Below are 13,283 nucleotides of genomic sequence, written 5' to 3'. Positions count from 1 at the left end.
GTTAACGGCTTCAATGCCATTTTTCAATTATAGGTAGCAATTTGGGGTCATCTTTAGCGCGTAACGTGTTGAACAGCGAAAACAAACTCGGTAATCCTGAGATGATGCGAAAGGGTGCAAAACGTACTCCGCTGAACTGTATTTGCTCAAAACCGTACCCGTTGCGGTCGCTGTTCGTGAGCGCATTCGCGCGTTGCGGGTAGATTTCATTGAAAACATTCAACTTACCGACTATTCTCTTACAAGCTACCCACGATGACGCGTGATGCTTGACCCGGCATCTCTCGCGTCGACGCAACACTAAGTATCAAGGTTGGGATTTAGATGGCACATCTGGTGGACGTTCATGTCGGCAAACGTATCCGACAACGCCGATGGCTGATCGGTATGACCCAGCAGAAGCTGGCAGATATGGTCGGCATCAAATTTCAGCAGATCCAGAAATACGAGACGGGCGCAAATCGCGTCAGTGCATCCCGCCTTTGGGATATTGGCGAGGCCATGGGCGTCCCTGTCGCGTTTTTCTTCGAAGGGTTGAAAGACGACGGCGCGCAGCCTGAAGCGACGGGCAATGTCCCCACGGATATGCTGAGCGACAAGGAAGCGATGGAGTTGGTACGTACGTATTACGCCATTCCGGAAGCGCAACGGCGTCGCCTGTTTGAGCTAGCCCGTGTCCTGACGGACGTCGCCTGACGTTGCAAGACAGTCTTTTGTTGCACTGAGGGTGTCAGTCTGGCACCCGATGTTCATGAAACAACTTCTTCCTGAATTGACAGACGTGGCGCACGCTATGGCTGACGCTGCGGCGTCTGCCATTCTTCCGCATTTCCGCCGCGCGGATCTTGGCACGGAAAACAAGGATGCGGACGGGTACGATCCGGTGACCGTCGCTGACCGTGCAGCAGAACAGGCTATGCGTGCAGTTCTGGCCGACATGCGACCAGCGGACGGGATCGTCGGTGAGGAGTTCGGTGCGCAGACAGGTGACAGCGGACTGACCTGGGTATTGGACCCGATTGACGGCACGCGCGGCTTTGTCTCGGGGACACCGACCTGGGGTGTTCTGATTGCGGTGGGCAATGCGGCTGGACCGACGCTTGGCATGATCGACCAACCTTACATCGGCGAGCGTTTTTGGGGCTCTGATGGTATGGCCTGGCTCAAGGGTCCGCTTGGTGAGGACAGGATTTTCACCCGTGCCCCGCGCCACCTTTCTGATGCTGTCCTTTTCACGACATTCCCCGAAGTCGGTCGCCCGGTCGAACGCGCAGGCTTCGAAGCGGTCGCGGGCCGGGTCAAGCTGGTGCGCTACGGAATGGATTGCTACGCTTACGCCCTGCTGGCCAGCGGCCAGATTGATCTGGTGATCGAGGCGGGCCTGAACAGTTACGACATCCAAGCGCCAATTGGCCTGATCGAGGCAGCGGGTGGTGTGGTCACCGACTGGTCCGGCCAGCCCGTTCACGATGGCGGACGTGTTGTTGCTGCATCGCATCCGGATGTGCATCGCGCAGCGCTCGACATACTGGCAGGCTACATTTGACCGAAATCCTGATCCGTGGCGCGTCGCATCTGGTGACCGTCGATGATGAGCGGCGCGTCTTGCGTGATGCCGATCTGAGGTTGCGGGGCGGTCAGGTGGTTGAAGTCGGTCAAGGCCTGTCGACGGACGGCGAGGTGGTCGATGCGCAAGGGTGCGTCGTCACGCCCGGTCTGGTCAACACGCATCACCACTTGTTCCAGACACTCACGCGGGCGGTTCCGCTGGCGCAGAATGCGCTGCTCTTCGGGTGGTTGCAGACACTCTATCCAATCTGGGCGCGGTTCACTCCTGAACATATGTATGTCTCCGCGCAGATTGGCCTTGCGGAACTGGCCCTGTCGGGCTGCACGCTATCTTCGGACCATCTGTACCTTTACCCCAACGGCGCGCGGCTTGATGACACCGTTGCTGCAGCGGCAGAGGTGGGCCTGCGCTTTCATCCGACCCGCGGTGCCATGAGCATCGGCACAAGCAAGGGGGGCTTGCCCCCGGATGCGCTGGTCGAGGAGGAGGCCGCGATCCTGGAAGACATGGTGCGTGTTATCGATGCCTTCCATGACGACGGCTATGGTGCAATGTGTCGTGTTGGCGTGGCACCTTGCTCTCCGTTTTCTGTCAGTCGTGAATTGATGCGAGACACGGCGCTGCTTGCCCGCGACAAGGGCGTGATGATGCACACGCATCTGGCCGAGAATGACGAGGACATCGCCTATTCCCTTGAACAGTTCGGCTGTCGGCCCGGCCAGTATGCGCAGGATCTGGGCTGGGTCGGGCCGGATGTCTGGCATGCGCATTGTGTCAAACTCGATCCGTCCGAGATTGATCTCTTTGCCCGGACAGGCACCGGTGTCGCCCATTGTCCGTGTTCGAATTGCCGACTTGGGTCGGGCATCGCGCCGGTGCGTGCGATGCGGGACGCGGGGGTGACCGTGGGGCTGGGCGTGGATGGCTCGGCCAGCAATGATGCGGGCAACCTTGTGGCTGAAGCCCGACAGGCGATGCTGTTGCAGCGCGTGGTGCGTGGCGCGGATGCGATGAGCGCGCAAGAGGCGCTGGAGATTGCAACGCGAGGCGGGGCCGATGTCTTGGGCAGGCCGGAGTGCGGGCGCCTGTCGGTCGGCGCACGTGCCGATGTGGCGGTCTGGGATGTGAGCGGGATCGAGGCCGCGGGCAGTTGGGATCCCGCGGCCCTTTTGCTGGCGGGGCCGACAACCGTGCGCGATCTGTTTGTCGAGGGGCGGCAGATCGTGCGGGGCGGGCAGGTGACGACCTTTGATCTGGGTTCGGCCATCACGCGGCAGAATGCGTTAGCCAAGGCGTTGAGCGAGGCGATATGAGATACGTTTTCCTGACTGGGGTGCTTGCTCTTCTCGGCACTATCGCTTCGGCCGATCCGGTTGCTTTGGCGGCCATCAATGCCGAACGCGCTGCACAGAACCGTGCGCCGCTGGTCTATGATGCAACGATTGAGCAGGTTGCACAGGCGCATGCGCAGGATATGGCAGCCAACGGGTTCTTCTCGCACACAGGCTCGGACGGGTCCGACATCGGCCAGCGTCTGAAGCGCGGCGGATACAGGTTTTGTTTTGGGGCCGAAAACATCGCCTCCGGCCAACGGTCGCTGACCGAAGTGATGGCGTCGTGGATGGCGTCGCGCGGGCATCGCCGCAACATCCTGCACCGTCAGGCGCAGGCGGTGGGGCTGGCGCAAAGCCCTGGCAACATCTGGGTGATGGTGCTGGCCGCGCCCTGCTAGGTCCGTCGCTCGCCTGCAATCCAGACATCGGCCACAGCCCGGTCATCGCCCATCATGATGGTGGGAAAGACGGCATCCCATATGTCATCCGCCCGCGCGTGGCGCTGCGCGATGGCAGGGGTAGAGGCGAGGTCCAGAATGCACAGGTCGGCCATATGGCCCGGAGCGATCTGTCCGATCTCATCCTGTCGGTGCAGCACGCGTGCGGACCCTGCCGTGGCAAGCCACAGAAGCTGCGCGGCATGGACCGCGACCCCCCGCAATTGCGCGATTTCGTAGGCGGCTGCCATGGAGCGGAGCATGGAAAAGGATGAACCGCCGCCCGTGTCCGTGGCAAGGCCCGCGCGCAGCCGCTGAGACGTGAGGCCCATCAGGTCAAAGAGGCCCGAGCCGATGAAGGTGTTCGAGGTTGGGCAATGCACGAGCCCCGCACCAACTTCACGCAACCGGTCAATCTCGCGCGGCTCAAGGTGGATGGCATGGCCGTAAAGACCGCGTGCGCCCAGAAGTCCATGCGCTTCGTAGGTGTCGAGGTAGTCGCGCGCTTGTGGGCAGAGGCCGCGGACCCATGCGATCTCGTCCACCTGTTCGCTCAGGTGGGTTTGCATCAGGGCGTCGGGACATTCGGCCCAAAGCGCGCCCAGGGCGGCCAGTTGATCTTCGGTCGAGGTGGGGGAAAAGCGCGGCGTGATGGCGTAACGCGCGCGGCCTTGGCCGTGCCAGCGCTCAAGCAGGGCCTTGCTGTCGTCATAGGCAGATTGCGCCGTGTCGCGCAGCCCGTCGGGCGCGTTGCGGTCCATGCAGGTCTTGCCCGCAACCACGGCCATGTTGCGGTCCGCCGCGGCGGTGAAAAGGGCATCCACGCTTGTCGGATGGATGGTGCAGAAGCTCGCCACCGACGTGGTGCCGTGATCAAGCAGCAGATCAAGATAGCGCTCTGCGGTGTCGCGCGCGTAGGCCGGATCGCCAAAGCGCATTTCCTCAGGGAAGGTATAGGTGTTGAGCCAGTCGATCAGGCGTTTGCCCCATGACGCGATGATGGCCGTTTGGGGGTAGTGCGCGTGGGCGTCGACAAAGCCGGGGCAGATCAGGTGGCCCGGGTAGTCGTGGCGTGTGGCGCCTGCGCCCCGTTCGATGGCGTCGGTGCCGATAGCCGCGATGCGACCGTCCTCGACCAGCACGGCGCTGCTTTCCTCGATCCGCACGGCCTCGGCCCACGGCACCACGAAAGGGTCGTCGGAGAAGGTCAGGACATGGCCGGTCAAAAGCTGTGCATGTGTCATCCCCGCCTTATGCCGAGGCGGGTGGAACAGCGCAAAGCGAAATGCGGCCCATTGTCAGCCCAAGGGGTGCGCCCTATGGTCTGTCCGAACGTCAAGGAAGGGAGATGCAGGCCATGTCAGATCAGACCGACGTGCCCGATCCCGGCCAGGACGAAAACGCCTATGTCCTTGAACGCAAGGACGTTTCCGCGATCCTCTATGCGGTCGATATCGAAGATCGCGATCAGCTGACCAAGCTGATGGAGCCGCTGCACGCGGCCGACATTGCCGACCTTCTGGAGCAGATCAACGCCTTTGATCGGTCGCGCCTGATCCGGCTGTATGACCGCGAGTTCGATGGCGACATCCTGTGCGAATTGGACGAGTCGATCCGCGAAGAGGTGATTGGGGTCCTGAAGCCCGCCGTTCTGGCAGAGGCGGTGCGTGATCTGGACAGCGATGACGTCGTGGATCTGGTGGAGGATCTGGACGACGCGCAGCAGGAGCAGATCCTTGACGCGCTCGAGGACACTGACCGGGCGCTGGTCGAGCAATCGCTGACCTTCCCCGAATATTCTGCCGGTCGCCTCATGCAGCGCGAGGTCGTCATGGCGCCCGAGCACTGGACCGTCGGTGAAGCCATCGACCGGCTGCGCAGCGCCGATGAAGATGAATTGCCCGATCAGTTCTACCACATCGTTTTGGTGGACCCGCGCCTGCACCCCATCGGCAATGTTACCCTGGGCAAGCTGATGCGCTCGCGCCGCGAGGTGCCGCTGGCCGATCTGGTGGAGGAGACGTTTCAGGTCATCCCGGCCAATCAGGATGAAAGCGATGTGGCCTATGCCTTCAATCAGTACCACTTGATCTCGGCCCCGGTCGTGGATGACGAGGGGCGGTTGATCGGTCTGATCACTATTGATGACGCGATGGCGGTGCTAGATGAAGAGCACGAGGAAGACATCCTGCGTCTGGCGGGTGTGGGCGAGGAATCGGCGCTGTCGGACAGCGTGCGCGAGACGACGAAGCGGCGTATCCCGTGGTTGGCGGTGAACCTGGTGACGTCGATCCTCGCCTCGTTGGTCATTGCACAGTTCGACGCGGCTATCGCGCAGATCGTGGCGCTGGCCGTGCTGATGCCGATTGTTGCATCGATGGGCGGCAATGCCGGCACGCAGTCGCTGACCGTGGCGACACGGGCGCTGGCCACCAAGGACCTGACCGGCGCGAACGTGTGGCGGGTTATCCGTCGCGAAGTGCTGGTGGGACTGATCAACGGCGCCGTCTTTGCCGTTGTCATGGGCGTCGTCGGCATCATCTGGTTCGGCTCGCCCGCCTTGGGCTACGTGATTGCCGCTGCCATGGTGGTGAACATGGTTGTGGCGGGCTTGGCGGGGACAGGCATTCCCATCGTCCTTGACCGGATCGGGATCGACCCGGCGCTGGCGTCGGGCGCATTTGTGACCACGGTGACGGATGTGGTTGGGTTCTTTGCCTTCCTGGGTCTCGCGGCCGCGGTGCTTTTGTGACGGGGGCGGACGCTGTTTGCGCTTGCGCGCAAAGTCGCCCCGCCCACCGTCCCGTAGAGATGTGCGTATGGATTTGAGCGAAGACAAGGCCACGATCCGCAAGGCTGCTTTCGCGGCACGCAAGGCCGCGTTTGATCTGGATGCGGGAGGGGCCTCCGGCCTGTTGTCCTCGGTGCTCGCTGGCTATCGCGGTGTGCCCCTGTCCGGCTATATGCCCATCCGGTCGGAGATTGATCCTCTGCCTGCGATGGCGGAAGCCGCCGCACATGGGCCCGTGGCCGTTCCGGTGATCCGGGCAGCAGGGCAGCCGCTGGTGTTTTCGCGCTGGACACCCGATGCGCCAATGGCCGAAGGGCCGTTCGGCGCGCAGGTTCCGGCTGTCGAGGATCTGATCGAACCGGAGATCGTCATTGTACCCCTTGTCGCCTTTACCCGCGCCGGTGGGCGGTTGGGCTATGGCGGCGGGTTCTATGACCGCACTCTCGAGGGTCTCCGGGCCAAACGCGCGACATTGGCCATCGGGTTTGCCTATGGGGCGCAGGAGATGCCTGATTTGCCGCTTGAGCCGACCGATCAGACGCTCGACATGATCGTGACCGACAGCGACATCATCGAGGTCTGAGGGGGCCAGCCCCCCGGCCTGCGGCCGTCCCCCGGGATTTGTTGAAAACAGGGAAGGCGTGTGGACTGGTGCATTTCGCTTGCCGTTCCCGTGCGTCGGGGCATATGGGGCAGGTATGAAACTGCTTTTCCTGGGTGATGTGATGGGCCGCGCGGGCCGTCAGGCGATCACCGAACACCTTCCGCGTCTGCGCGCCGACTGGGACCTCGATTTCGTCGTCGTCAATGGTGAGAATGCGACCTCGGGCATGGGGCTGTCCGGCGCGCATGCCAAGGTGCTGCTTGAGGCAGGCGCCGATTGCGTCACCCTGGGCGATCACGCGTTCGACCAGAAGGACATGCTGGGCTTCATCGCGGAGGAGCCGCGGATCATTCGACCGCTGAACTTCTCCAAGGCGGCACCGGGCAAGGGTGCGCGGCTGTTCACGGCGCGGGGCGGAAAGAAGGTGCTGGTCGCACAAGCGCTTGGTCAGGTGTTCATGAAGCGGCCCTTTGACGATCCGTTCTCGGCGCTTGAAACCGTGTTCCGCACCCACCCGCTGGGCGGACAGGCCGACGCGATCATCGTCGATTTCCATTGCGAAGCCACATCCGAGAAGATGGCGATGGGGCACTGGTGCGACGGACGCGCGAGCCTGATGGTCGGCACCCACACCCATGTGCCAACTGCGGATGCCATGATCTTGTCGAAAGGCTGCGCCTACCTGACCGACGCGGGCATGTGCGGGGACTACAATTCGGTCATTGGGATGCAGCGGGACGAGCCCTTGCGTCGCTTCATCACCGGTATGCCCAAGGAACGGTTTGCGCCCGCGCTTGGCCCTGCCACGCTGTCGGGTGTTTATGTCGAAACGGGTGACGACGGCCGCGCGACCCGGATCGAAATGGTGCGCGACGGAGGGCTGCTCAGGGCCAGCGGCCCGTGACGGGTCGCGCGGCGCTTGGATTTACAGCCGTCCTTGTCCTGCTGGGGGCGGGGTGGGGGCTGACAATGCCCTTGACCAAGATCGCAGTCAGCACCGGCTACCAGCATTTCGGCCTGCTTTTCTGGCAGTTGGTAATCGGAGCGGTGGTGATGACCGCGCTGGCTACCTTGCGCGGTGTCCGTCTGCCGCTGGGGGCAGCGCAGATCCGCGTCTACGTCGTGATCGCGCTGATTGGATCGGTCTTGCCCAATTCGGCCAGCTACCAGGCGGCGGTGCACCTGCCGTCGGGCATCCTTTCCATTCTGCTGAGCATGATACCCATCTGGGCCTTTCCCATTGCATTGTCCCTCGGCCTCGACCGGTTCGAGTGGCGACGGTTCGGTGGCCTTTGCGTGGGACTGTCGGCCGTGATGCTGATCGTGCTGCCCGGTGCCGGTGTGACGGGTAGTATACCGGTTTTTTGGGTGTGTGTTGGCCTCATCTCCGGCCTGTTCTACGCATTCGAGGGCAACTACGTGGCGCGCTGGGGCACGGCGGGTCTGGACGCGATCCAGGTGCTGTGGGGCGCATCTATCGTGGGCGCGTCCATTGTCCTGCCGCTGGCGCTTTTGAGCGGCCAATGGATTGATCCGCGCCTCTCCTACGGTGCGGCCGAAACCGCGCTGGTCCTGAGCGGGACGACCCATGTGCTGGTCTATGCGGGCTATGTCTGGCTGGTCGGACGGGCGGGTCCAGTCTTTGCGGTGCAGGTCAGTTTTCTGGTCACGCTCTTTGGTGTGTTCTGGGCGCGCCTGATCCTGAGTGAAGATTATGCACCAACGGTTTGGCTCGCGCTTGTCTTGATGCTTTTGGGCATGTTTTTGGTGCAACCGCGCAGGAGCCGGGTTGAAGAGCCGGGTCCCTTGGGGGACAGTGTGCGCTGATCTGCGCGCGGACAAAGGCAAGACTATGGGGCTGATCGAGCTTTCGCAAACCGGCAATGCCATTCTGACACTCGTGGTTGTCGGCATCATGTTTGTGCTGTTTTTGCGCGAGGTGTTTCCGACAGAGGTTGTGGCCATCACCGGCACGGCGTTGTTGTTGGCGTCAGGCGCGCTGCCGTATGAGGACGCGTTGGGTGTCCTGTCGAACCCGGCCCCGTGGACGATTGCAGCTATGTTCATCATCATGGGGGCGTTGGTGCGAACCGGTGCGCTGGATGCGTTTACCGGGTTGGCGGATCGCAAGGCACGCAGCAATCCCGCGCTTGCGGTGGTCATGCTCATGGCGTTTGTCATTCTCAGTTCGGCCATCGTGTCCAATACGCCGGTGGTTGTAGTGATGATCCCTGTCATCATCCAATTGGCCAAGACCATGGGGGTTGCCCCGTCCAAGATGTTGATCCCGCTCAGCTATGCGGCGATCCTGGGGGGCACGCTGACCTTGATCGGAACATCAACAAATCTGCTTGTCGACGGCGTTGCGCGGACGCAGGGCATGGAGCCCTTCACCATCTTTGAAGTCACCCCGCTGGGTGTCATTCTCGTGGTCTGGGGGATGATCTATCTGCGCTTTTTTGGCCCCATGCTGTTGCCGGAACGGGACAGCATGGCAGGCTTGCTCAGTGATCGCAGCCGCATGAAGTTTTTCACCGAGGCCGTCATCCCACCGGAATCCAACCTGGTTGGCCGCGACGTGACGGGTGTGCAGCTGTTCAAGCGGGACGGTGTGCGCCTGATCGACGTGATCCGGGGCGATCAGTCCCTGCGCCGCAACATGGCCGGTGTTCAGTTGCAGGTTGGTGACCGTGTGGTCTTGCGCACGCAGATGACCGAACTGTTGAGCTTGCAACGCAACAAGGAACTGAAGCGGATCGACCAGGTTGGCTCGGTCGAGACCACGACAGTCGAGGTGCTGATTACGCCCGGGTGCAGGATGGTAGGCCGAAGCCTGGGGGCGCTGCGGCTGCGTCGCCGTTACGGTGTCTATCCTCTTGCCGTGCATCGCCGGAACCAGAACATCGGACGCCAGCTTGACGAGCTCGTCGTCAAGATTGGCGACACGCTGTTGTTGGAAGGCGCGCCGGAGGACATTCAGCGGTTGGCCAGCGAAATGGACATGGTTGACGTGTCAAAGCCGTCGCAACGGGAGTTTCGCCGAAGTCATGCGCCCATCGCGCTGGCCGCGCTTCTGGGGATTGTGGTTTTGGCTGCCTTTGGCGTGGCACCCATCCTGATGCTGTCCGTCTTGGCCGTGGCCACAGTGCTGATCACCCGCTGCATCGATGCGGACGAGGCGTTCTCTTTTGTCGACGGGCGTCTGTTGGCGCTTATTTTCTCAATGCTCGCCATTGGTGCGGCCCTAGAAGCAACGGGGGCCGTTGCCTTGATCGTCGATGTGGTTGCGCCAGGGTTGATGGTCCTGCCGCCATTCCTGATTGTCTGGGCGGTGTATCTGCTGACGTCGGTGTTGACCGAGTTGGTCAGCAACAACGCCGTGGCTGTTGTGGTCACACCCATTGCCATCGGTCTTGCGACAGCACTTGGCATCGACCCCAGACCGCTGGTGGTCGCGGTGATGGTGGCGGCATCCGCGTCCTTTGCCACACCAATCGGCTACCAGACCAACATGCTGGTGTACGGTCCGGGAGGTTACAAGTTCACCGATTTCATGCGGGTTGGCATCCCGTTGAACCTGAGCGTCGGTTTGTTGGCCTCTGCTGTTATTCCCTTCATCTGGCCGCTCTAGTGTACCGGTCCGCGCGGGTAAAATACGCGAGCGCGGAAAGACCCTGTTAAGGTCGGACGGCTAAGACGGCCCAAGTTCACCTTGGTTGCCGCATGCCCGACCTTCGCCGACCCGCGCATCACATCACCCCTGCTTACGAAGACAACGGGCTGTTTCGGTCGCCCGTGCGCAGGATCACGGTTGGGCTGGTGCCACAGATGCATCGGAACAACCGGCAGGACCTGGTTGTGCGGGCCTTTTTGTCGGATGGCGCTGCGATAGAGGTCTTGTTCGCCGGACGACGCACGAAGCAAGCTCTTGGGGTCGAAAAGCGTCTCCGGTCGCTTCTGTTTCAGACGCGAACGAAAACGCCTGGGTGGAGGGACGAGGGTATCGACACCGTCCAGTTGCCGGTGCGGATTGAAGGCGTCTGGCGGTCACGCTTCATCCGGGATGCCTGGGGGTGCGAAACAAGGCAATATCAACTGATCGCGGCGCGCTGGGCCTTGTTCGACGAAGCAGGCATTGCCCACTTGTTCGGGGAAGCGCCGGTTCACCTTGCACCACCGCGTCCCGCACGTATTGAAGGGCGACCGCGCGGCACTGTGTAGCCTCGCAGTCCTGCGGGTTACATCTACTTGGTGTGGCTGATTGTGTGTCAGGTGATTGTCAACGGGCGGCAGGGATCCAAGGTTTCCCGTGACACGGCCATGATTTCATCAAGCCTGCCATCCTGACCTGCAATACCGATGACCGTCACATCCCATCGCGCCAGTCGCTGCCGTGCGGTCGGGCATTCTGCAATGAAATGTGCCATCTTGCCGTCACAGGCGGCGGTCACGGCCCCTTCGATCAACGGCGTGCTCTCCGACGGCCACACCTCCGACCAGCGACGGCCTACGATGGCGCCGAGATCGTCAATCTCCATCGCGCATCTGCCATTGTGGCTCATGTAGGTGATCAGACCTTCCGGAGATAGGAGTTTGACGCAATCGCGGGTGCACGACATCATGGCGGCAGCGCGTTCCGGCGCCGGAAAGCCCAGGTCCCGCATTTCGATGAGGTCAGTGTTTTCGATCATTTCCAGCGCGCACTGTTCACATGTTTTTGCGCGTTTGCAGACCCGCGCTTTCATACCATGCAACGTTGTAACCCGATTGGACGCAACCACAAGACGTGTTTCAGCGGCCTTGCACACGTTGCACCGTTGTGTCGCACCCTTTGGGTTTGAAATACGAACAGTGGCTTCCGGCTTTGTTGGTGCATTTCGCTAGGCGATGGCGCTGGACCGACCTGCATTGCGTCCAGAGAAGATGCAGCCGCCGAGGAAGGTCCCTTCGAGTGCGTTGTAGCCGTGATAGCCGCCCCCGCCGAAGCCTGCGACTTCGCCCGCGGCAAAGAGGCCGGGCACGGGCGCGCCGTTTGCACCGATCATCTGGCTGTCCAGCGTGGTGTGCAGCCCGCCCAGCGTCTTGCGCGTGAGCACGTGCAGTTTGACCGCGATCAGAGGGCCGTTGGCGGGATCGAGGAACTTGTGCGGTTTGGCCGTGCGCAGGAGCCGGTCGCCCCGGTAGTGGCGCGCGGCGTGGATCGCCATCATCTGCGCGTCTTTCGAGAACGGGTTGTCGATTTGTGCATCCCGCGCCTCGATCTGGGCGCGCAGTTTCGCCTCGTCGATCAGGTTGCCGCCTGCGACCTGGTTCATGCCGCGCACGAGAGTGGAGAGGTCGTTTGCGACGACGAAGTCCTCTCCCCGTTCCTTGAACGCCTCGACCGGGCCGGTGGCGTTCTTGCCCGACAGCACGCGCTGCTTGATCACCTCGGACCATTTTTTCGACGTGAGGTCGGGGTTTTGTTCAGAGCCCGACAGCGCGAATTCCTTTTTGATGATCTTCTGGGTCAGGACGAACCAGCTGTAGTCGTAGCCTGTGGCCAGGATGTCGCGCAGGGTGGACATGCTGTCGAAGCCGGGCAGGGCCGGAGGGGCGAAGCGGTTGCCTTCCGCGTCGAACCACATGGACGAGGGGCCGGGCAGGATGCGGATGCCGTGGCTGGGCCAGATCGGGTCCCAGTTCTTGACCCCTTCGGTGTAGTGCCACATGCGGTCGCCGTTGATGACGTGGCCGCCTGCGGCTTCCGAGATGCCGATCATGCGGCCGTCGACGTGGGCGGGGACGCCGGCCACCATGTCCTTGGGTGCGGGGCCGAGCCGGTCGGTGGGCCAGACCTGGCGCACCATGTCGAAATTGCCGCCGATGCCGCCGGAGGTGACGATCACCGAGGGCGCGCGGAGGGCGAAGTCGCCGATGGCGTCGCGGTTGGTTTTGGCGCCGCGTGCCGCGCTGTCGTCGGCGAGGATGGTGCCGCTCACGCCTTTGGCCGCGCCGTTTTCCATGTCGATGCGGTCGACCTGGTGCCGGAAGTTGAACTGGATCAGGCCTGCGCGTTCGTGTTCTTCGCAGCGGCGCACGAAATGTTCGATGATGCCGGGGCCGGTGCCCCATGTGATGTGGAAGCGGGGGACGGAGTTGCCGTGCCCGTCGGCGTAGCTGCCGCCGCGTTCGGCCCAGCCGACGACGGGGAACCAGCGCAGGCCCATGGCGTGGAGCCATGGGCGCATCTCGCCTGCGGCGAAGTCGATATAGGCTTCGGCCCATTTGCGGGGCATGGCGTCTTCGTCGCGGTCGAACTGGGCGCTGCCCATCCAGTCGTTCAGTGCCAGCGCGCGGCTGTCCTTGATCCCCATGCGCCGCTGTTCGGGCGTGTCGATCATGAAGAGGCCGCCCAAGGACCAGAAGGCCTGACCGCCGAGGAAGCTGCGGGGTTCCTGGTCGGCGATGATCACCTTTTTGCCCCGGTCGCCCAGTTCGGCGGCGGCGGCGAGACCGGCGAGGCCGGAGCCCACGACGATGGCGTCTGCTTGATCCATGAGTGTCT

Annotated in this window: 13 protein-coding genes; 10 read left to right on the top strand and 3 right to left on the bottom strand. The window is 62.5% G+C overall.

Going from position 1 to position 13,283, the window contains the following annotated elements; translation table 11 throughout:
* Positions 1 to 324 precede the first annotated feature (324 nt).
* The 4 genes from KJP29_RS08235 to KJP29_RS08220 are packed head-to-tail and all read left to right on the top strand — an operon-like array spanning position 325 to position 3,302.
* A complete protein-coding gene (locus KJP29_RS08235; RefSeq protein WP_218463107.1) occupies positions 325 to 696 on the top strand; it encodes a helix-turn-helix domain-containing protein in 372 nt (123 codons plus the stop codon).
* Positions 697 to 751: 55 nt separating this feature from the next.
* Entirely contained in the window at positions 752 to 1,546 is a 795-nt protein-coding gene (gene hisN / locus KJP29_RS08230) for a histidinol-phosphatase (RefSeq protein WP_218463106.1), read from the top strand.
* On the top strand, positions 1,543 to 2,883 hold the full coding sequence (locus KJP29_RS08225) for an 8-oxoguanine deaminase (protein WP_218463105.1): 1,341 nt from the start codon (positions 1,543 to 1,545) through the stop codon (positions 2,881 to 2,883). The genes hisN and KJP29_RS08225 overlap by 4 nt, the downstream gene beginning before the upstream one ends.
* A complete protein-coding gene (locus tag KJP29_RS08220) occupies positions 2,880 to 3,302 on the top strand; it encodes a CAP domain-containing protein (RefSeq protein ID WP_218463104.1) in 423 nt (140 codons plus the stop codon). The genes KJP29_RS08225 and KJP29_RS08220 overlap by 4 nt, the downstream gene beginning before the upstream one ends.
* Here KJP29_RS08220 and guaD read toward each other — a convergent pair.
* Positions 3,299 to 4,585, bottom strand: coding sequence for a guanine deaminase (gene guaD / locus KJP29_RS08215; RefSeq protein ID WP_218463103.1), 1,287 nt, complete (start codon positions 4,583 to 4,585; stop codon positions 3,299 to 3,301). The two genes, KJP29_RS08220 and guaD, sit on opposite strands and share 4 nt — an antisense overlap.
* A gap of 113 nt (positions 4,586 to 4,698) precedes the next feature.
* On the opposite strand from guaD, the gene mgtE reads away from it, so the two are divergent.
* From mgtE to KJP29_RS08185, 6 genes are all read left to right on the top strand, one after another.
* Positions 4,699 to 6,093, top strand: a complete 1,395-nt coding sequence (gene mgtE / locus KJP29_RS08210; protein ID WP_218463102.1) for a magnesium transporter — start codon at positions 4,699 to 4,701, stop codon at positions 6,091 to 6,093.
* Positions 6,094 to 6,160: 67 nt separating this feature from the next.
* Positions 6,161 to 6,715 carry a 5-formyltetrahydrofolate cyclo-ligase gene (locus tag KJP29_RS08205; RefSeq protein ID WP_218463101.1) on the top strand — a complete coding sequence of 185 codons (555 nt, stop codon included), beginning with the start codon at positions 6,161 to 6,163 and terminating at the stop codon, positions 6,713 to 6,715.
* A 115-nt stretch (positions 6,716 to 6,830) separates the two neighbouring features.
* Positions 6,831 to 7,640 carry a TIGR00282 family metallophosphoesterase gene (locus tag KJP29_RS08200; RefSeq protein ID WP_218463100.1) on the top strand — a complete coding sequence of 270 codons (810 nt, stop codon included), beginning with the start codon at positions 6,831 to 6,833 and terminating at the stop codon, positions 7,638 to 7,640.
* A complete protein-coding gene (locus tag KJP29_RS08195) occupies positions 7,637 to 8,563 on the top strand; it encodes a DMT family transporter (RefSeq protein ID WP_218463099.1) in 927 nt (308 codons plus the stop codon). Before KJP29_RS08200 ends, KJP29_RS08195 begins: the two co-directional genes overlap by 4 nt.
* A 25-nt stretch (positions 8,564 to 8,588) precedes the next feature.
* The gene (locus tag KJP29_RS08190; RefSeq protein WP_218463098.1) at positions 8,589 to 10,367 is read left to right on the top strand and encodes an SLC13 family permease; all 1,779 of its coding nucleotides are present in this window, start codon (positions 8,589 to 8,591) and stop codon (positions 10,365 to 10,367) included.
* Between the two features lie 92 nt (positions 10,368 to 10,459).
* Positions 10,460 to 10,957, top strand: coding sequence for a hypothetical protein (locus tag KJP29_RS08185; RefSeq protein ID WP_218463097.1), 498 nt, complete (start codon positions 10,460 to 10,462; stop codon positions 10,955 to 10,957).
* Between the two features lie 47 nt (positions 10,958 to 11,004).
* On the opposite strand, the gene KJP29_RS08180 is transcribed toward KJP29_RS08185, so the two are convergent.
* Together KJP29_RS08180 and KJP29_RS08175 are read right to left on the bottom strand one after the other, a co-directional pair.
* Positions 11,005 to 11,481 carry a PAS domain-containing protein gene (locus tag KJP29_RS08180; RefSeq protein WP_218463096.1) on the bottom strand — a complete coding sequence of 159 codons (477 nt, stop codon included), beginning with the start codon at positions 11,479 to 11,481 and terminating at the stop codon, positions 11,005 to 11,007.
* A 135-nt stretch (positions 11,482 to 11,616) separates the two neighbouring features.
* Positions 11,617 to 13,275 carry an FAD-binding dehydrogenase gene (locus tag KJP29_RS08175; RefSeq protein WP_218463095.1) on the bottom strand — a complete coding sequence of 553 codons (1,659 nt, stop codon included), beginning with the start codon at positions 13,273 to 13,275 and terminating at the stop codon, positions 11,617 to 11,619.
* Positions 13,276 to 13,283 lie beyond the last annotated feature (8 nt).

The sequence above is a fragment of the Maritimibacter sp. DP1N21-5 genome (assembly GCF_019218295.1).
Lineage (GTDB): Bacteria > Pseudomonadota > Alphaproteobacteria > Rhodobacterales > Rhodobacteraceae > Maritimibacter.
The sequence above is the reverse complement of the archived record's forward strand: the minus strand, read 5'-3'. Positions and strand labels throughout refer to the sequence as shown.